Annotated in this window: 18 protein-coding genes; 9 read left to right on the top strand and 9 right to left on the bottom strand. The window is 64.1% G+C overall.

Annotation, left to right across the window (positions count from 1 at the left end):
• Positions 1-18: 18 nt before the first annotated feature.
• Positions 19-1,569 (bottom strand): winged helix-turn-helix domain-containing protein, encoded by a 1,551-nt coding sequence (locus NLM32_RS43800; RefSeq protein WP_254134830.1) that lies wholly within the window; start codon positions 1,567-1,569, stop codon positions 19-21.
• A 133-nt stretch (positions 1,570-1,702) separates the two neighbouring features.
• On the opposite strand from NLM32_RS43800, the gene mddA reads away from it, so the two are divergent.
• Both mddA and NLM32_RS43790 read left to right on the top strand, forming a co-directional pair.
• On the top strand, positions 1,703-2,491 hold the full coding sequence (gene mddA, locus NLM32_RS43795) for a methanethiol S-methyltransferase (RefSeq protein ID WP_254134829.1): 789 nt from the start codon (positions 1,703-1,705) through the stop codon (positions 2,489-2,491).
• 106 nt (positions 2,492-2,597) lie between these two features.
• Complete coding sequence (locus NLM32_RS43790; protein ID WP_254134828.1) at positions 2,598-3,020, top strand: GFA family protein; 423 nt, start codon at positions 2,598-2,600, stop codon at positions 3,018-3,020.
• Positions 3,021-3,230: 210 nt separating this feature from the next.
• Here NLM32_RS43790 and NLM32_RS43785 read toward each other — a convergent pair whose 3' ends face one another.
• Entirely contained in the window at positions 3,231-4,790 is a 1,560-nt protein-coding gene (locus NLM32_RS43785) for a winged helix-turn-helix domain-containing protein (RefSeq protein ID WP_254134827.1), read from the bottom strand.
• Between the two features lie 223 nt (positions 4,791-5,013).
• A complete protein-coding gene (locus tag NLM32_RS43780) occupies positions 5,014-5,421 on the bottom strand; it encodes a BA14K family protein (RefSeq protein WP_254134826.1) in 408 nt (135 codons plus the stop codon).
• A gap of 394 nt (positions 5,422-5,815) precedes the next feature.
• Here NLM32_RS43780 and pcaB point away from each other — a divergent pair, with 394 nt between their 5' ends.
• On the top strand, positions 5,816-7,177 hold the full coding sequence (gene pcaB, locus NLM32_RS43775; protein ID WP_254134825.1) for a 3-carboxy-cis,cis-muconate cycloisomerase: 1,362 nt from the start codon (positions 5,816-5,818) through the stop codon (positions 7,175-7,177).
• A 112-nt stretch (positions 7,178-7,289) separates the two neighbouring features.
• Positions 7,290-8,546: an aminopeptidase gene (locus NLM32_RS43770; protein ID WP_254134824.1), complete on the top strand. Its 1,257-nt coding sequence runs from the start codon at positions 7,290-7,292 to the stop codon at positions 8,544-8,546.
• Between the two features lie 217 nt (positions 8,547-8,763).
• Here the strand turns inward: NLM32_RS43770 and NLM32_RS43765 are convergent, their stop codons facing one another.
• Entirely contained in the window at positions 8,764-9,318 is a 555-nt protein-coding gene (locus NLM32_RS43765) for a hypothetical protein (RefSeq protein ID WP_254134823.1), read from the bottom strand.
• Between the two features lie 236 nt (positions 9,319-9,554).
• Here NLM32_RS43765 and NLM32_RS43760 point away from each other — a divergent pair, with 236 nt between their 5' ends.
• On the top strand, positions 9,555-10,010 hold the full coding sequence (locus NLM32_RS43760) for a cupin domain-containing protein (RefSeq protein WP_254134822.1): 456 nt from the start codon (positions 9,555-9,557) through the stop codon (positions 10,008-10,010).
• 82 nt (positions 10,011-10,092) lie between these two features.
• Here the strand turns inward: NLM32_RS43760 and NLM32_RS43755 are convergent, their stop codons facing one another.
• The 3 genes from NLM32_RS43755 to NLM32_RS43745 all read right to left on the bottom strand — a co-directional run bounded on the left by NLM32_RS43755 (position 10,093) and on the right by NLM32_RS43745 (position 12,630).
• A complete protein-coding gene (locus tag NLM32_RS43755) occupies positions 10,093-11,145 on the bottom strand; it encodes an amidohydrolase (RefSeq protein WP_254134821.1) in 1,053 nt (350 codons plus the stop codon).
• Positions 11,146-11,256: 111 nt separating this feature from the next.
• On the bottom strand, positions 11,257-11,778 hold the full coding sequence (locus NLM32_RS43750) for a hypothetical protein (RefSeq protein ID WP_254134820.1): 522 nt from the start codon (positions 11,776-11,778) through the stop codon (positions 11,257-11,259).
• Positions 11,779-11,844: 66 nt separating this feature from the next.
• Positions 11,845-12,630 (bottom strand): MBL fold metallo-hydrolase, encoded by a 786-nt coding sequence (locus NLM32_RS43745; RefSeq protein WP_375143662.1) that lies wholly within the window; start codon positions 12,628-12,630, stop codon positions 11,845-11,847.
• On the opposite strand from NLM32_RS43745, the gene NLM32_RS46475 reads away from it, so the two are divergent.
• Entirely contained in the window at positions 12,588-12,695 is a 108-nt protein-coding gene (locus NLM32_RS46475) for a hypothetical protein (protein WP_375143618.1), read from the top strand. The genes NLM32_RS43745 and NLM32_RS46475 overlap by 43 nt on opposite strands.
• A 58-nt stretch (positions 12,696-12,753) precedes the next feature.
• Here NLM32_RS46475 and NLM32_RS43740 read toward each other — a convergent pair whose 3' ends face one another.
• Positions 12,754-14,280 carry a permease gene (locus NLM32_RS43740; protein ID WP_254134818.1) on the bottom strand — a complete coding sequence of 509 codons (1,527 nt, stop codon included), beginning with the start codon at positions 14,278-14,280 and terminating at the stop codon, positions 12,754-12,756.
• Positions 14,277-15,026: an ABC transporter ATP-binding protein gene (locus NLM32_RS43735; RefSeq protein WP_254135555.1), complete on the bottom strand. Its 750-nt coding sequence runs from the start codon at positions 15,024-15,026 to the stop codon at positions 14,277-14,279. The genes NLM32_RS43740 and NLM32_RS43735 overlap by 4 nt, the downstream gene beginning before the upstream one ends.
• Before the next feature lie 275 nt (positions 15,027-15,301).
• On the opposite strand from NLM32_RS43735, the gene NLM32_RS43730 reads away from it, so the two are divergent.
• From NLM32_RS43730 to NLM32_RS43720, 3 genes are read left to right on the top strand one after another with little or no spacing between them, the layout of a single operon-like run.
• The gene (locus NLM32_RS43730; RefSeq protein ID WP_254134817.1) at positions 15,302-16,177 is read left to right on the top strand and encodes a branched-chain amino acid ABC transporter permease; all 876 of its coding nucleotides are present in this window, start codon (positions 15,302-15,304) and stop codon (positions 16,175-16,177) included.
• A gap of 4 nt (positions 16,178-16,181) precedes the next feature.
• Entirely contained in the window at positions 16,182-17,333 is a 1,152-nt protein-coding gene (locus tag NLM32_RS43725) for a branched-chain amino acid ABC transporter permease (protein WP_254134816.1), read from the top strand.
• Entirely contained in the window at positions 17,330-18,088 is a 759-nt protein-coding gene (locus tag NLM32_RS43720; protein WP_254134815.1) for an ABC transporter ATP-binding protein, read from the top strand. Before NLM32_RS43725 ends, NLM32_RS43720 begins: the two co-directional genes overlap by 4 nt.
• The last annotated feature ends 1 nt before the right edge of the window (position 18,089 follow it).

Raw genomic sequence — 18,089 nt, 5'->3', positions numbered from 1 at the left:
GGGGCGACCTGCGCTGGATTACTGCAGCCCTGCGCGCCGAAATCCTTCCAGATAGTGCTCGCGGTCCGCGTCATTGGCCCACGGCAGCTGCGTTGCGATCCAGTCCAGCGAGATATTGGGCTGGGTGCGGCGAAGCTCGCCCAGCGCCATGTCCGCGAGCGCGCCGTCTCCGGTCATGCCGGCGGAGACGGCGAGCACGCGATAGGCGCCGGTGAGATCGCCGCGATGGCGGATCGCCTCGCGCGCCAGCGCGATGGCCTCGTCATACTGCCGCTCGGTGAAGCGCGCATAGCCGGCGATGCCGTAATAGATCGCCAGCGACGGATCGCGCGGCGATAGCCTGATCGCCTTTTGCGCCGCCTCGAACGAATCGCCGGGGCGTCCGGCATAGGATAGGGCCAGCGCGTAATAGCCCTGCGCCAGCGAGAAGTTCGGATTGAGCGCGAGCGCCTGCTCGAACTCGGACAGTGCATCCGCAAGCCGGCTCGTCGAGAAACAGACGCTGCCGAGGGCGGCATGAGCCCAGGCATTCTCATGGTCGCAGCGCATCGCGGCCAGCGCGGCGTTCTCCGCGATCGGTGCCGTCGTGGCGAGCTCGGCCCAGCCCAGATGCACGCCGAACATGTGGCTTGCCGCGAGGACCGCCAGCGCCTGGCCGTAATCCGGATCGATCGCGATCGCGCGCTCGAGCAGCTTCTGCGCCGCGGCGTGGTCTTGCGGCGTGATCCGCCAGTAATGCGACAGCGCCTGCATCAGCAGGTCCCAGGCATCCAGGCTCGATGGCGGCTTGCGATGCGTGCGAAAATTCTCCGCGGCATGGATCTGCGGCTCGATCGCCGCGACGATTCGCTCGGTGATCTCGTCCTGCACGGCGAAGACGTCGACCAGCTCGCGGTCGTAGCGCTCGGCCCAGAGATGGCCGCCGGTGGTGGCGTCGTTGAGCTGCGCGGTGATCCGCACGCGGTTATCCACCTTGCGCACGCTGCCTTCGACGATGTAGCGGACGCCCAGCTCCTCGGCGATCTGCCTGAGGTGGACCGCGCGCCCCTTGTAGGTGAAGGACGAGTTGCGGGCGATCACGATGAACCAGCGCTGCTTCGACAGCGCGGTCAGGATGTCCTCGCTGATCCCGTCGCCGAAATACTCCTGGGAGGGATCGCCGCTCATGTTCTCGAAGGCGAGCACCGCGATGCCCGGACGGTCGGACGCCACCCGCGGGGAACCCGGCGCGGCCTCGACCGGCGCAGGCTTTGCTGCCGCTTCTTCCCGGACGTCGCCGACGAAACGAAAGCCCTTGCGCGGAATCGTCTTGATCAGCCGCTGCGTCGCGCCGTCGTCGCCGAGTGCCTTGCGCGCGGCGTTGATCCGGCTGTTCAGCGCCGAATCCGAGACGATCCGGTCGCTCCAGATCTGGCTGATCAGATCGTCCTTGGTGACGACGCGGGCGCGTTCCGCGACGAGGTAAAGCAGCAGATCGAACACCTGCGGCTGCAGCGGCACGGTCGTCCCGGCGCAGGTCAGTTCGCGCAGGTCGCCATCGAGCACATTGTTTTCAAAGAGAAATCGCACGTTTCTGTCGTCTCAAGCAAAAATCAAAGTCGTCTCAGGCGAAAATCAACCGTCCGCGAAAGTCTTCCGCCGTCCGGTCCGGCATGGTGCAGAGACCAAACAGTGCCGATGCCTCGGCACAACGGAGCTTTCTATGACCCAACTCGATCATCAGGTGCATTCCATTAGCCCGGAGATTGCGGGCTCACGCTTTTTCAAGTTCATCGCCTTTCTTTACGGAATTGCGGCGTATCTCGTTTTTTTCGTTACGATTGTCTACGCGATCGGCTTTGTGATGGGGCTGGTGGTGCCGAAAACCATCGACACCGGGCCCGACACGCCGACGGTCGAAGCCGTGATCATCAATCTGTTGCTGATGACGCTGTTCGCCGTTCAACACAGCGTGATGGCGCGGCAGCGCTTCAAGGCATGGTGGACGCAATTCGTCCCCAAGCCGGTCGAGCGCTCGACCTACGTGCTGTTCGCGAGCCTGTCATTGCTTCTCCTGTTCTGGCAGTGGCGTCCGTTGCCTGCGGTCATATGGGACGTCACCAATCCGGATCTTGCCGTGACGCTGGTCACGCTGTCCTTCGCGGGCTGGGTGCTGGTGTTCACCTCGACCTTCATCATCAATCACTTCGAATTGTTCGGATTGAATCAGGTGACCAACCATCTCGTCGGCAAGGAGGCTGCGCCGCCGCGATTCAAGACGCCGTTGCTCTACAAATTCGTCCGTCATCCGATCTATCTCGGCTTCATCATCGCCTTCTGGGCGGCTCCGACCATGACCGCCGGCCATCTGCTGTTTGCGGCCGTGACCACGGCCTACATCTTCGTCGGCATCGCGCTGGAGGAGCACGATCTCATCGATCTCTTCGGCGACGAATACCGGCAGTACAAACAACGGGTGTCGATGCTTATTCCCTGGCGCCGGTCAGTCTAGCCGCCGCGCGCTTCGTCGCGCGTCCGCCAATCGGAGGACGCGCGACGGAACTTCATTTGCAACTCAAGGATTTCAATCCCAATTTCCATCTCAGGAGACGATCAAGATGAAACATGTCGGACACTGCTTCTGCGGCGCGGTCACGATCGAGGTCACGGGCGAACCGGCGGCGATGGGCTATTGCCATTGCCGCTCCTGCCGGTCGTGGTCGGGTGGACCGGTCAACGCTTTCAGCCTGTGGAAGCCGGAAGCCGTGCGCATCACCGAAGGCGCGCAGAACGTCGAGACCTTCGTCAAGACGCCGCTCAGCCAGCGCAAATATTGCGGGAAGTGCGGCGGTCATCTCATGACCAATCACCCGCCGCTCGATCTGATCGACGTCTTCACCGCCACGATCCCGACGCTCGCCTTCACGCCTGGCGTCCACGTCAATTATTCCGAAACGGTGCTGCCGATGCGCGACGGCCTGCCCAAGCTGAAGGATTTTCCCGCCGAGTTCGGCGGCAGCGGCGAGATGATGCAGGAGTAGACGGTTTTCCCACCCTCCCCTGGAGGGGGAGGGTCGATCGCGCGAAGCGCGAGCGGGGTGGGGTGATCTCTCCATTCGGGCAATGTCGGTTGCGGAGAGACCGTCACCCCACCCCGTCTCACATTCCGCTGCGCTCCATGTGAGCCGACCCACGAGCGAGCTACGCTCGTCTCGGACCCCTCCAGGGGAGGGTAAGCGAACACTGCGGCGTTACCTCATTCCCGCGCGCCGAAATCCTTCGAGATAATGCGCGCGGTCCTCTTCGCGCAGCATCGGCAGCTCCTGCGTGATCCAGGCCAGCGAGATGCCGGGCTGGGTGCGCCGCAAACCTTCCAGTGCGGCGGCGGCAAGTGCGGGATCGCCGGACATGCCGGCGGCCGCCGTGAGCACGCGATGCGCACCGACGAAATCGGCGCGCTGTCGCATCGATTCGCGCGCCATATGCATGGCGTCCTCGTAATTGCGCCCGATGAACTGGGCGTAGCCGGCAACGCCGCAATAGATCGCCGCGAGCGGATCGCGCGGGCTGAGCTGCAGCGCGCGGCGTGCAGCCGCATCGCCGTCCTGCCATCGTCCCGCGTAGCACAGCGTGACGCCGTAGAAGGCGTGCGCCATCGCGAAATTCGGATTGAGCTTCAAGGCCAGCTCGAACTCCGCCAGCGCGTCGTCGAAACGGCGGCGGAACAGATAGGTATAGGCCAGGCCGTGATGGGCCCAGGCGTCGTCGCGATCGGCCTCCACCGCGGCAAGCGCCGCGCGTTCGGCCACCGGGACAGTCGCAGCCATATCGGCCCAACCCATATGCGCACCAAAAATGTGGCTGGTGGCGAGCAGGCCCAGCGCCTTGCCATAGGCGGGGTCGATGGCGATCGCCTGCTCCAGCAGCGCCTGCGCCGATGCATTGTCCTCGCGCGTGATGTGCCAGTAATGCGACAGCGCGCGCATCACGAAGTCCCAGGCATCGAGACTGCCCGGCGGCTTCTGCTGGGCACGAAAGTTCTCGGCGGCGTAGAGCTGCGGCTCGATCGCGGCGACGATGGCTTCGGTGATCTCGTCCTGCACGGCAAAGATGTCGGCAAGCTCGCGGTCGTAGCGCTCGGCCCAGAGATGGCCGCCGGTCGAGACATCGTTGAGCTGGGCCGAGATGCGCACGCGATCGCCGCTTCGCCGCACGCTGCCCTCGAGCACGTAGCGTACGCCGAGCTCGCGCGCGATCTCGTGGAGATGCACGGCGCGGCCCTTGTAGACGAAGGAGGAGTTCCGGGCGACGACGAAGAACCAGCGCAGCTTCGACAAAGCGGTGATGATGTCTTCGCTGATGCCGTCGGAGAAATAATCCTGCTCGCGGTCGCCACTCATATTGGTGAAGGGCAGCACGGCGATCGCGGGGCGGTCGGGCGGCGCAGGCGTCGCGTGCGACGTTGTGACGCTGCGGCGCGGTTCCATCGTCGCCGCCCCGGACTTGGTCTCGACATTGCCGACGAAACGAAAGCCTTTTCGCGCGATCGTGCGGATCAAGGTCTGGTTCGCGCCGCTGTCGCCGATCGCCTTGCGCGCGGCATTGATCCGGCTGGTCAGGGTCGATTCGGAGACGCTGCGGCCGTGCCAGATCTTGTCGATCAGCTCGTCCTTGCTGACGACCCGGTCGCGGTTTTCCATGAGATGGACGACGAGGTCGAAAACCTGCGGTTCCACGGACACGGGAACCTGCTCGCGGCTCAGCTCGCGCAAGTCGGTATCGAGAAGGTGGTCCCGGAACAGAAACTGCACGTCGGAAACTCGGGCCTCACAATGACTTCAGGCAAATGATGAAATCAAAATGGATTTCGCCGTGAAGTCTGTAAGTCCGCCGTAAGGTCGGCCGGGTTCATTGCAGCCGCCGGATGGCTGCCATGTGAATTGCGCGGAGGAATACAACTCGAATTAGAATGTTGCGGCTTTGGTCAGATTGTCGCGGCGTCCGGGCGATACCCGGATGCCGCCGCATTGATCGTCACGGGCAGGGATGGCGCCTGCCGTCGTTGCCCAGATACATGCCCGTATTCGGATTGTAGGATTTGTAGCGCTGCATGCAGTACTGCACGTCGCCCTCGGGCGGTGGTCCATAGCCGGCGGGCGGCGGCCCATAGCCCGGCCCGTAATAATAAGGTGATCCGTAATAGTAAGGTGCCGCGACTGCGCCGCCGATGATCGCGCCGGCCGCGAGCCCGCCGACGAACGCGCCGCCGCCCCAGCCCCAGCCGCGATGCCCGTACCAGCGCACGTGTTCGACCTGATCGGGCGCAGCCTGCGTCATCGCAAGCGGCTGTCCGATCGGCGCCGCCGACGCCGCGGTCGATGTCGCGGCCGACAGGCTCGCCAGCAGACAACCGCCAGCAACGAAGCGAAACGATTTCAACATTGTGCTCTCCTCGCCATGCGGCGGCTCTCGCGCCGCGCAACAAGTGATAGTGCAGCGAGAGCAGCGCGCTGAATTAAAATTTGGACAGGAATTTATCACCGTCATCCCCGCGCAATGGCTACGCCATTGTCGCTGGAGGCGCCGAAGCGTAGCGGAGGCCTCGAAGGATAGACGGCCCGGCTGTATCGCGGCCGTGCATCCTTCGAGGCTCTGCGCACGCTGCTTCGCATCGCGCGCCTCGCACCTCAGGATGACGGAGCTGAGGTTCTGTAGCGCGACGGCGAAGCCATCGTTCGCGCATCGAATATGTGACGAACGATGAATGTCCATTGCCGAACACCACCGCCCGCGTAAGCTATATCCCACACGTCACAACAGCCGCAAAGAAACGCTCATGCCCGCTTTTCCCGCCTCGACCACCGTGCTCGACTCCATACTGTTTCGCAATGCCTTCGGCACGCCTGCGATGCGCGAGGTGTTTTCCGATGTCGCGCTGGTGGCGCGCTATGCCGAGGTCGAAGTGGCGCTGGCGAAGGCGGAGGCGCGATGCGGTGTGATCCCGCAGGAAGCCGCTGACCAGATCGCGGCGCGGACCGATGTCACAGCGTTTGATTTCGATCTGTTGCGGCAGGAGACCGACATCGTCGGCTATCCGATCCTCCCTTTGGTGCACCAGATGGTGAAGCAGTGCGGCGAGGCCGGCCGCTACGTGCATTGGGGGGCGACCACGCAGGACATCATGGACACCGCCGTGGTCCTTCAGTTGCGTGCCGCATTCGAGATCGTCGAACGCGATATCGCCGAGCTGCGAAAAATTCTCGCCGGCCTCTCGCAGCGTCATCGCGACACGCCGATGGCGGGCCGCACCCATCTTCAGCAGGCGCTGCCGGTGACCTTCGGCTACAAGACGGCGATCTGGCTCGCGATGTTCGACCGCCACGCCGAGCGTCTCGAGCAATTGAAGCCGCGGGTTATCGTCGGGCAGTTCGCCGGCGCCGCCGGCACGCTGGCCTCGCTGGGCGACAAGGGGTTTGAGGTGCAGGAGGCGCTATGCGCCGAGTTGAAGCTCGGCGTTCCCGTCTCGACCTGGCACGTCGCACGCGACGGTTTCGCGGAAGCCGTGAATTTTCTCGCGCTGGTCACCGGCTCGCTCGGCAAGATCGCGCTCGACATCATGATCATGGCTTCGACCGAATTCGCCGAGGTCTACGAGCCGTTCGTCAAGGGGCGCGGCGCCTCCTCGACCATGCCGCAGAAGCGCAACCCGATCTCCTCGGAGCTGATGCTCGCGGCAAGCAAGGCGGTGCGCCAGCAGGCCGGACTGATGCTCGATGCCATGGTGCAGGATTTCGAGCGCGCCACCGGTCCGTGGCACGCAGAATGGATGGCGATCCCCGAGAGCTTCGTGCTGACCGCCGGCGCGCTTCATCAGGCGAAGTTCGCGCTCGCCGGCCTCATCGTGGACGAGGCGAAGATGAACGACAACCTCGCCCTTAGTCGGGGTCTGATTGTGGCCGAAGCGGTCATGATGGGGCTGGCGCCGCAGATGGGGCGGCAGGATGCGCACGACGTGGTCTACGACGCCTGCCGGCTCGCCAACGAAAAGGGCATCGGCCTTGCCGATGCGCTGTCCGCCGATCCGCGCGTCGGGACCCAAATCGATCGCGCAACCATCGAGGCTCTGACTTCACCGAAAAATTACCTCGGCCTTGCGCCTGAAATGGTCGATCGGGTGCTGAAATCGGCAACGCGTTGAAAACCAAACTGCGTAAAACTCCGTATCTTTCAGGTCTCGCAAGGCGCTCGCACACTTGTGTCCCGTGATGCTAGACTTAGATTGAACGAGAGATTCCCGCAGAGGACCCCGCATGACCGATCAACGCAATTCCGCCACTTCCATCGATCCCGTGAAACTCGACCGGCTGGCCGAGGTCGCGGTGAAGGTGGGACTGGGCTTGCGGCCGGGGCAGGATCTGCTTCTGACGGCGCCGGCGATCGCGCTGCCGCTGGTGCGGCGCATCGCCGTTCACGCCTACAAGGCGGGCGCCGGCATCGTGACGCCGATCCTCTCCGACGAAGAGATGACGCTGGCGCGCTATCGCCATGGCCACGACAACAGCTTTGATCGCGCCGCCAACTGGCTCTACGAGGGCATGGCGACGGCGTTCTCGAACAACACCGCGCGTCTCGCCATCGTCGGCGACAATCCGATGCTGCTGTCGGGCGAAGATGCTTCCAAGGTCGCGCGCGCTAGCAAGGCCAATTCGATTGCCTATCAGCCGGCGCTGGAAAAGATCGTCAATTTCGACACCAACTGGAACATCATCGCTTATCCGAGCCCGTCCTGGGCGAAGCAGGTGTTTCCGGACGATCCCGAAGAGGTTGCGATCGGCAAGCTTGCGGACGCGATCTTCGCCGCGTCCCGCGTCGATCGCGAGGACGCCACGGCCAATTGGGCGAGCCACAATGCGGTGCTGCGCGAGCGCACCAACTGGCTCAACGGCCAGCGTTTCCGCGCGCTGCAATATTCGGGGCCCGGCACCGATCTCACCATCGGGCTTGCCGACGGTCATGAATGGGAAGGCGGCGCCTCGCTCGCCAAGAACGGCATCAGCTGCAACGCCAACATCCCGACCGAAGAGGTTTTCACCACGCCGCACTGCCGGCGCGTCTATGGCCATGTCGTGAGCTCGAAGCCGCTGTCCTACCAGGGCACGCTGATCGACAATATCGCGGTGCGCTTCGAGGACGGCAGGATCGTCGACGCCAAGGCCTCGCGCGGCGAGGAGGTGCTGAACAAGGTGCTCGACACCGACGAGGGCGCACGCCGGCTCGGCGAAGTGGCGCTGGTGCCGCATTCCTCCCCGATCTCGCAGAGTGGGTTGTTGTTCTTCAATACGCTGTTCGACGAGAATGCGGCATCCCACATCGCGCTCGGCCAGTGCTATTCGAAGTGCTTCATCAACGGCGCGCAGCTCACGCCGCAGCAGATCGCAGCCCAGGGCGGCAACCAGAGCCTGATCCATATCGACTGGATGATCGGCTCGGCCGAGACCGACATCGACGGCATTCTGGCCGACGGCAGCAAGGTGCCGGTATTCCGCAAGGGCGAGTGGGCGAAGTAAGGCGCGAATCGCGCCCGGGTGCTCTTCACCTCTCCCGTAGGGAGAGGTCGGGTCGCATCGTAGATGCGATCCGGGTGAGGGCGTCTGGTCTCGCTGGGTGCCGCGGCCCCTCACCCGGATTGCACTGGACGATGCTTCGCATCGCCAGACGCAATCCGACCTCTCCCCGTCGGGGAGAGGTAAGCTCGCGGCGACGATCTTTCCTCAGTTCACCAGATCACGCCGCCGCCTCGCGCAGCATCGGGTTGTTGTCGATGCTGAAGCGGTTGAACAGTGTCGTGAACGGGCTGCCGTCGGTGGCCCGCACGATGGCGTCGGAAGCCGCGACCGCTTCGTAAAGCGCGCCGACCGGATCGTCCGCGTCCGGCAGGTCGAGGCTTTCACGGATTTCCTCTCTCGCCTCGTTGATGTCGTCCTCGTCGTCGAGCGGAGCCTCCAGCGCATCCGCGGCGCGCCGCATTTCCTGGAGATCGCCGCCGGCGGAAAATTTCAGGATGTCGAGCCAATAGGGGCGGGCGACGACGAGCCGGATGAACGCCTCGAAACTCTCGGCGATGACGCCGGCGCGCCCCTCCGATGAGACGTAGAGCACATTCTGCGACGGCAGCAGCACGAAGGCGCCGCCTGAGCCGTCACTGCCGATCTGCCGGGGGCTTTCGACGCCGTCGATCGTGAACCAGGGCTCCTCGTCCGGCGCGAAGGAGACATCGAGGCTGCCGAGCCAGGCGACGACCTCGCCGTTCGCTGTCAGAACCTCTGGGGTCAGGGGCATCGATGGGGCTCCTTCTCGGTCATTCCGCGCACTTTGTCGCACCCCGGAAAAGATGGGTTCATGTGCGCGAATTTGCAGGGAAATCGCGACGTTAACCGCTTCGCATCTGCAACTTGCGGCTGATTGTCGGGGCCTGCGTAAGGAAGAATTAAAAACCGGCTACTAGCGTTCCCAACATCTTTCGAAACAATCCGGGATTAAGCCCGGTTAATCATATTGTACCCCTGGGGAAGCAGATGTCGCGGGCATTGATTGAAATCGGCAGTTGCAACGTGGATCTGGAGCTGCGGCCGATCGAGCCGGCCTGGATCATCGAGGGCAACCCGGTCTCGCGCTCGCACATCCTGTCGACCAGCTCCGACGGCACCTCCTCGACCATCATCTGGTCCTGCACCGAGGGTCGCTTCAACTGGTACTATGATTTCGACGAGACGATCATGATCCTGGAAGGGTCGATCGTGCTCGAAAGCGACGGCATGCCGCCGAAGCGCTACGGCGTCGGCGATGTCATCTTCTTCCGCGATGGCGCGCACGCCAAATGGCACGTCGAGGGCCACGTCAAGAAGATCGCCTTCTGCCGCAAGACCAACCCGGCCGTCATCGGCTTCATGGTCCGCGTCGTCAACAAGCTGAAGCGGATGTTCCTCTCGCCCGGCGAGCGCCGTCCCGCAACCCTGATGGGTGCCGGCTAGTCTCTTTATCTCTTTAAAGGACGCTTCCCAGCGGCCACGACGGAAGAGGGGGCGGGACCAACATCCCGGCCCCTCTTTCGCATCATGACGGCAGTTCAAGCCGGTAGACATCGGTCGCGGTTTGCGAGAACAGCGCCGTCTTCTCCGCCTCGCTCAAGGGGGCCGCGATGCGCTTGAAGGCGTTGAAGATCACCTGATAGCTGCACTGGCCCTTGTCCGGCGGGAAATTGCTTTCGAACATCGCCCGCCTGGGCCCGAACGCTTCGATGCAGGTTTCCACATAGGGCTTCCATGCCGAGGCCAGTTCTTCGGATGACGGCGGCTTGGCGCGCAGATGGAAGTCGTAGCCGAGCAGGCACATCGCGAGCCCGCCGAGCTTCACCACCACGTTCTCGCATTTCGCGATCTCTTGGATCGAGGCGCGCCACTGCGGAAACACTTCTTCGCGTCGCCCGGCAAAGCGGACGACGCCGGCCGGTCCGCCGCAATGGTCGAGCACGATCTGGGTGTCGGGGAAGGCGCGCGCCAGCTCGGTCAGCTCGCCGATCTGCGGATGAAACAGCCAGGCATCGAAGCTGAGGTTCAGGGGTGCAAGGCAGGCAAAGCCCTTGCGGAAGCTCTGATCCTGCAACAGTCCCTTCGGCCGGTTCGCGTACATGCCGGCGACGACAGGGTCCTGGTCCCAGGCGGACGAATGCCGGATGCCGCGGAAGCGGCCGTTGCCGGCGGCGATCTCTGCTTCCAGCACCGGCTTTGCGGCGTCGCCGAGCAGCAGGTTTGCGTGGCTGACGATACCGGCGCAGATCGCGGCGTTGCCGTAACCGCCGCTCGCGCTCATCGCGGCGACGCCATTGGCGAACTCGACCTCGCCGACGGGCCGGAACGCCTCGGGTCCATGTGCACGATACATCGAGCGGCAGTCGACATAGACGGTGGCGATGACGTTGTGGCCGGAGGCGATGTCGGCAGCCATCTCCTCGACTAGATAGCGATGGCCGCGATTCCAGAGATGATGATGCGGATCGACGATCGGCCGCGCGGGATCGATGATCTCTTCCTGATATTGCGCGAGCCAATCCTCGCGCGGTTCGACGAATAGCCCACTGGTGTTGGCGGGCAGACCGCTTGCAGCCATCGAATTTCGCTCCCACTGTTTTTTGTCGTGGGAGCCTAGCACCGCATCCTCGCATGCGGCAGCGCGCCTTGCGCAACTGCGCCCCTCGTCGCGAGCGCGGCAGCGGTGGCGTCATTTCTTGCGCCGCGTCGCCCTCACATCCACCACCAGCCGCCAATCGGCGGTCGTGGCGGGTTTGACTTCGCCGAGCCAGTGAAAGGAATCATCCGTGATTTCAACGAAGCTCCAGCGCGTGAGGTCACCGGCTTCGGTCGCGCCTTCCTGCACGATGTCTTCGCCGCGCGGGCGGCCGATCTGCTGACGGAACACCGAGCGCCCAGGATCGAACCAGGAAATCCGCCATGCGGAAATGGAGGGATCGTAAACGCGAAGCGTCGTGCCGTACCAATTGCCGGCGATCGGGAAGGCCATGGCACCCGCGGGACGCGGGATGATCCAGACGTCCTGGACGGCGCGCCCCTCCAGCACCCAGCCGAAATGGATTTCGCCGGGCGCGGTGTGTTGGGTCCCATCAGCGCCGTGGGCTGTGATCCCGGCATCCCAGTCGCCGACGAAGCGGCCGTAGAGCTCAAGCGCCGCCGCGTGCTCGGGGTTGGGTCCGTCCGCGTGCAACAATCTCGCAAAGTCGGTCATGTCGATCTCCTGTTGCCAAGGAGATCAGCACGACCGGTCGGCGGTCGACTTGGAGAAAATTGCGCGTCAGACCCCGTCGAGGATGATCACCGTTGGCGTCGTCGGCAGCGTGTCCCGCGAGATTCGCAAGGTGCGTTCTGTGCGGCGGTCGATCTCGAACTGCTTGCCGATGCGCTGCATGAATTCGTCGAGCGGGGTGGCGAAGCGGTGCATCGGCAACACCACCGAGGCGCGCAGCCGCTTGGTGATCTCCGAGACACCGTCGAGCGACATGGTGTAGGTGCCGTCGATCGGCACCATCACGATGTCGAGCCGTCCGATCTGGGCGAAATGACTGTCGTCGAGCTTGTGGTGGAGATGGCCGAGATGCCCGATGCAGAGGCCCGCGACCTCGAAGATGAAGATCGAGTTGCCGTCGCGGATCATGTCCGTGCCGGAATCATCACCAAAGTAGCGGCGGATATCAGTCGTGACGTTGCGGATGAAGGTGTCGCCGATGCGTTCCGACACGATGGCGGGCTTGCCGTCCTCGCCCCAGCCATGCAGCACATGGGGAATGCGCCTGTCGGGATTGAGTGAATAGTGCGTGCTGTGGGCCCTGTTCATGGTGACGACATCGGGCAGCCGGCCGACCTGGTAGGCGCCGCTGTAATCGGTCGCGATGCGCACGCCGCCCGGGGTGTCGATGAAATAGGTGGAGTGACCGGCATAGGTGATCTCGACCTCGGCCGCGGCGGCCGCCTGCCGGAAGGCGACCGGCATGGCGCGGGGCGCAGCATTCGCCATCGCCAGGCACTCGCTGCGTTGAGGTGGCTGCTGGGCGAGGGCAGGTGAGAGATACGCGCCGAACAGCGCAAACGCCGCTGAAGCTAGTCGCCACATATCCAGTCCCCGATGACTTCCAGGGGAAAGTCTAGCGTGCAATGCAGCGCGTGGCCAACAGGACGCGATCAACAGCGCGTCAGTGTCGCACCCTTACTCCCTGCGCGGGCTGAACTTCCAGGTCACCGCAACCAGGCCCGCGGTGATCAGGCCGCTGACGATGCCGGCGGTCGGGAGCGTGAGCAGCAGTGCGGCGGTGGCGGCCCAGCCGATCGAGGAGAAAGCTTCGGCGAAGGTGGCGAGCCGCGACGAGGTCTGGCGGCGGCGGAATTGGCTGCGCCGGGCCTGGACGCGGAACCAAAGCTGGATCGCGGTGGCGGAGGCCGCGCTGATCAGGATCGTCGCTGCCGTGACGGCAGCCTGGAATGGCGAGGCGAAAACGAGCGCGACCACCAGCGGGCCGAAGATGACGGTGATCGCAATCAGCACCACCTCGATCTTGGCGCGGATGACGCTCGCAGGCGTCAGCGGCGCGGTCGCGACCAGATCGGGCGCGTCCTCGCCGGAGATCGTCAGCCAGGCGAGCCCGCCTGCGAGTTGACCCGCGGCCATCACGATGACGGGCGAGATCAGCGTCAGCGCTGCAGAGCTGTCGCCAAAGCTGCGCCACAGCAACAGCGCCGGCGGCACCAGATAGAGCAGCTGCATCAGGGTCTGCGAGATCAGCCAGGGATCGCGACAGAGCAGCACGAATTCCTTGCGCCGCAGCGCCTGCTGCCGCGATCCGCCGCGGAACGGACGGTCCTTCGCGCGCTTGCGGTTCGATGTGCCGTAGGCCGCGGCATCGATCGCGGTATCGGCGAAGCGGCCCGAGAAGATCGCCATGACGCATCCGAGCAGCACCAGCCCGAGTGCGAGGAGCAACAGCAGCGCCTCGCTGTCGCCCATGGTCGCCCGCGCCGGCCACCACCAGATGCTGTCGACGTCGGGTGCGTGGGCGGCGAGGGTGCCTGACGTCAGGATGGTGAAGCGCGACAGCGTGCCGTAGGAGATGATCGCCGCGACCTGGAGCGCGATGACGAAGCCCGCGCCGATGATCGCAGCCAGGATCTGGGCCACGAAGCGCGTGCGCGCCGGGCCGATCAGGCGAAACAGCAGGATGGTGACGGCAATCGCGATCGCCGCGGCCGACAGGCCCATCGCGATGACGACGCCGAAGGCGGCGAGCCACCGCGCACCGCCACCGATCACCAGCACGTCGATGAAGGGTGTCGAGAACAACAGCGCCATCACCGTGACGGTGAGCGCGATCGCGGCGATACGCACCGAGAACAGATTGGCCAGTGTCGCAGGTGACGACATGATGAGGTCGAGATCGGCGCGGGCGTAAAATACCCGCGTCACGGATTCGATCGCCTGCGACAGCATCAAGGTCCAGGCGAGAAAGATCGTCGCCGAGATCACGATCAGCGAGGATTTGTCGAGCGGCAGTTGCAGATTGGCGAAGCGGCCGATTACAGCCCAGGCCGGTACATGCAGCAGCGCGGCGAAGAACAGCAGGCCGACCATGGCGGCGCGGGCGCGCCGGCGCCGGCCGCCCGTCATCATGGCGAACCATTCGCGCCAGGCGAGCCGAAGCTCGTGGCGGGCAAACCACGACAGGGCGGTCGCGGAGCTCATGCAGCTTCCTGGAGCGTCACCAACGCGATGAAGAGGTCTTCCAGGCTGGTGTCGCCATGGCCGTTCTGCTGGCGCAACTCGGTCAGCGTGCCCTCGGCGACCAGGCGGCCCGCGGCGATCACACCGATGCGGTCGGCCATGCGTTCCGCCACCTCGAGAATATGCGTGGTCATGATGATGGTGCAGCCGGCCTGGACGCGCTCGCTCAACAGGCCCTTCACATGGCGGGCGGAGACGGCGTCGAGGCCCGTCAGCGGCTCGTCGAGGATGATGAGACGGGGATCGTGCACCAGCGCGCCGGCGAGCGCCACTTTCTGGCGCATGCCCTTGGAGAAACCTTCGCAGCGTTCGTGCCGGTGCGGCTCGAGCCCGAGCGAGCTCAGGAGTTCCTCGGCGACCGGCTTTGAGGTGGACGGTGCGATGCCCCAGAGGCCGGCGACGAATTCGAGATATTCGAGCGGGGTGAGCTTGTCATAGATCATGGGCTCGTCGGAGACCCAGGCCATCACCTGCTTGGCCGCGACCGGATTCTTGAGCGCATCGATGCCGAAGATCGAGACGCCGCCGTCGTCGGGCCGCAGCAGGCCTGCAACCATGCGCAAAGTGGTGGTCTTGCCGGCCCCGTTGGGGCCGACCAGCGCATAGAATTCGCCGGCATGGACGGTGAGATCGAGGCTGTCGACCGCCAAACGGTCAAAACGCTTCGTTAACCCTCGGACTTCCAGTGCCGAGCTGTCCGGCTTCATGACGGCCACACCATCCGGTTTTGCATCGGTCGCGACCATGACCCGAAGATGTTTCGGCACGGTGAATCGCGCTGCCGCAAATTCCGGCATCCATCTTGGACTAAAGGCAAGGCCCCCTAGCAAGTCACCGTTTGTTGACAGGGCAGGGGCGTTCAGGCTGAATTGGTGACGGGACAAATGGCGGCTCACGCGGCGAAACGACTGCGTAGCGGCTGGACACAAGATGCGGCAAGGCGGTCGTCAAGAACCGCTGGTTGCATCGGGAGGACGCGGCGATGCTGGATTTCGTTCAGCAGCTGGTCAGCGGTGTTGCGCTCGGCTGTGTCTACGGCCTGATCGCACTCGGCTTCGTGCTCGTCTACAAGGCCACCGAAGTCGTTAATTTCGCCCAGGGCGACCTGATGATGCTGGGCGGCTTCTTCGCCTTCACCTTCATCGGCATGATGGGCCTGAACTACTGGATCGGCTTTGCCGGTGCGGTGGCCGCGATGGCGCTGTTCGGCATGCTGGCGGAGCGGATCGTGGTGCGGCCGATCCTCGGCTATCCGCAATTCTCAATCATCATGGCGACCATTGGGCTCGGCTATTTCCTGCGCTCGGTCGCCGGCATGATCTGGGGCACCGATGATTTCAAGATCGAGACGCCGTTCAGCCAGGGCGTGCTGCGCATCGGCTCGCTGGTGCTCGCGCATGACAAGCTCTCGGTGATCGCTGCGACGATCATCCTCTGCACGCTGCTCTGGCTGTTCTTCAACAAGACCACGCTCGGCACCGCGATGCGCGCCAGCTCCGAGAACATGCTGGCGGCCTATTACATGGGCATCCCGGTCAAGCGCGTAGTGTCGATCGTCTGGGCCATCAGCGCTGCGGTCGCGACCTGCGCCGGCGTGCTGCTGGCGCCGATCACCTTCATCCACTCCAATGTCGGCCTTGTGCTCGGCCTCAAGGCGTTTCCGGCCGCGGTGCTCGGCGGCTTCGGCTCGATCCCCGGCGCGGTGGTCGGCGGCGTGCTGATCGGCGTGATCGAGAGCATGGCCGGATTCTATCTGGCCGAGGGTTGGAAAGATGTCGCGCCCTACCTCGTGCTGCTGGCCGTGCTGCTGCTGAAGCCCGAAGGCCTGTTCGGCCTGCACGCCCGCAAGAAGGTCTGAGCGCATGCGCTTCCTGTTCAAGACCGACTATGAGGACGACATCAGGCTCTTCCCGCATTCCGGCTATGTGGTCTCATACGGCCTGCTGCTCGCGGTGCTGCTGATCGCGCCCTATGTGCTCTCCAGCTATCTGATGAGCCAGCTCGTCTTCGTCTGCATCTATGCGACCGTCGGCGTGGCACTGATGATTTTGACCGGCTTTACCGGGCAGGCTTCGCTCGGGCATGCCGCGTTCCTCGCGATCGGCGCCTATACGGCCGCCTACTTGCAGAAATACAACGTGCCGTTCCCGGTCTACTTCCTCGCCGCCGGCGTCCTGACCGGCTGCATCGGCGCACTGGTCGGCTTCCCCGCGCTGCGGCTGCAGGGCATCTATCTCGTCATCGCCACCATCTCCTTCGCCTTCATCGTCGAGGAGATCCTGGCGCGCTGGGAAAGCGTGACCAACGGCAACGAGGGCCTGCGGATCAAGGCGGTGTCGCTGCTCGGCGTGACGGTCTCGCGCGACAGTCCGACCTTCTATTTCCTCTGCCTTGCGGTGCTGGTGCTGACCATCGTCGGCACGCTCAATCTGCTGCGCTCCCCGACCGGCCGTGCCTTCGTCGCGATCCGTGACAGTGAGACGGCGGCGCGCAGCATGGGCGTCAATGTCGCGCTCTACAAGGTGAAGTCGTTTGCGATCTCGGCGACGATCACCGGCTTTGCCGGCGTGCTGTTCGCGCACAAGCTCTCCTTCATCTCGCCGGAGATGTTCACGCTGCAGCTCTCGATCGAGTTCATCATCGTGATCCTGATCGGCGGCACTTTCAGCCTGCACGGCGCGGTGCTGGGCGCGATCTTCATCGTGATGATCGATCCATTCCTGACTTATCTGAAGGACGATATGCCCGGCATTATCGCCGGTGTTGCCGCGACCTTTGGGGCGGGCGCAGCAACTGCGGCCAGCATCCAGTCCAAGGTCGCGGCCTTTGCCTCGCTCAACGGGCTGAAGGGCGCGATCTACGGCATCATCATCATGCTGTTCGTGCTGTTCGAGCCGCTCGGCATCTACGGCCGCTGGCTGAAGATCAAGCTCTTCTTCCAGCTGTTCCCGCTCTACAAGCGCGCGACCTTCAAGCGGCAGAAGATCTACGTGAAGTCGGAGCGGAACCGATGAGCTATTTCCGCGCCGAAAACCTGTCGCTGCATTTCGGGGGCCTCAGGGCCGTCGATGCGGTGTCGTTTGCGGTCGAGAAGGGCGAGATCCTCTCGATCATCGGGCCGAACGGCGCCGGCAAGAGCTCGATCTTCAATCTGATCTCGCGGATCTACCGGCCGACCTCGGGCCGCATCTTCTTCGAGGATCAGGACATCACCGAAGAACCGCCCTACGATATCGCAAAGCTCGGCATCGCCCGCACCTTCCAGAACATCGAGCTGTTCGAGAACGCGACGGTGCTGTCCAACCTGCTGGTCGGCCGCCACCGCCATTCGACCACGCAGCTCTGGCAGGAATTGCTGTTCCTGCCGAGCGTGCGCGCCAACGAGAAGGTGCATCGCCGCCGGGTCGAACAGGTGATCGAGTTCCTTGACCTCGAGCCTTACCGCGACAAGCTGATCTCGGGCCTGCCATACGGCGTGCGCAAGGTGATCGAGCTGGCGCGCGCGCTGTGCTCGGAACCAAAACTGATCCTGCTCGACGAGCCGTCCTCGGGCCTCAACGTCGAGGAGACCGACGACATGTCGTTCTGGATCCGCGACATGAAGAGCGAGCTCGGCGTCACCGTGCTGATGGTCGAGCACGACATGTCGCTGGTCAGCCGCGTCTCGGACCGCGTCATCGCACTGAACTACGGCCGCGTGCTGGCGATGGGCTCGCCGGCCGAGGTGCAGCAGCATCCCGACGTCGTCGCCGCGTATCTGGGAGCGTGAT

The organism is Bradyrhizobium sp. CCGUVB14 (assembly GCF_024199935.1).
Lineage (GTDB): Bacteria > Pseudomonadota > Alphaproteobacteria > Rhizobiales > Xanthobacteraceae > Bradyrhizobium.
Note: the sequence above shows the minus strand (reverse complement) of the source record. Positions and strands in the feature narration are given on the sequence as shown.

Excerpts from the sequence above, each read along its gene's own strand:
- mddA (WP_254134829.1), top strand. The coding sequence starts at position 1,703 with ATGACCCAACTCGATCATCAGGTGCATTCCATTAGCCCGGAGATTGCG.
- NLM32_RS43790 (WP_254134828.1), top strand. The coding sequence starts at position 2,598 with ATGAAACATGTCGGACACTGCTTCTGCGGCGCGGTCACGATCGAGGTC.
- NLM32_RS43780 (WP_254134826.1), bottom strand. The coding sequence starts at position 5,421 with ATGTTGAAATCGTTTCGCTTCGTTGCTGGCGGTTGTCTGCTGGCGAGC.
- pcaB (WP_254134825.1), top strand. The coding sequence starts at position 5,816 with ATGCCCGCTTTTCCCGCCTCGACCACCGTGCTCGACTCCATACTGTTT.
- NLM32_RS43770 (WP_254134824.1), top strand. The coding sequence starts at position 7,290 with ATGACCGATCAACGCAATTCCGCCACTTCCATCGATCCCGTGAAACTC.
- NLM32_RS43765 (WP_254134823.1), bottom strand. The coding sequence starts at position 9,318 with ATGCCCCTGACCCCAGAGGTTCTGACAGCGAACGGCGAGGTCGTCGCC.
- NLM32_RS43760 (WP_254134822.1), top strand. The coding sequence starts at position 9,555 with ATGTCGCGGGCATTGATTGAAATCGGCAGTTGCAACGTGGATCTGGAG.
- NLM32_RS43755 (WP_254134821.1), bottom strand. The coding sequence starts at position 11,145 with ATGGCTGCAAGCGGTCTGCCCGCCAACACCAGTGGGCTATTCGTCGAA.
- NLM32_RS43750 (WP_254134820.1), bottom strand. The coding sequence starts at position 11,778 with ATGACCGACTTTGCGAGATTGTTGCACGCGGACGGACCCAACCCCGAG.
- NLM32_RS43740 (WP_254134818.1), bottom strand. The coding sequence starts at position 14,280 with ATGAGCTCCGCGACCGCCCTGTCGTGGTTTGCCCGCCACGAGCTTCGG.
- NLM32_RS43735 (WP_254135555.1), bottom strand. The coding sequence starts at position 15,026 with ATGAAGCCGGACAGCTCGGCACTGGAAGTCCGAGGGTTAACGAAGCGT.
- NLM32_RS43730 (WP_254134817.1), top strand. The coding sequence starts at position 15,302 with ATGCTGGATTTCGTTCAGCAGCTGGTCAGCGGTGTTGCGCTCGGCTGT.
- NLM32_RS43725 (WP_254134816.1), top strand. The coding sequence starts at position 16,182 with ATGCGCTTCCTGTTCAAGACCGACTATGAGGACGACATCAGGCTCTTC.
- NLM32_RS43720 (WP_254134815.1), top strand. The coding sequence starts at position 17,330 with ATGAGCTATTTCCGCGCCGAAAACCTGTCGCTGCATTTCGGGGGCCTC.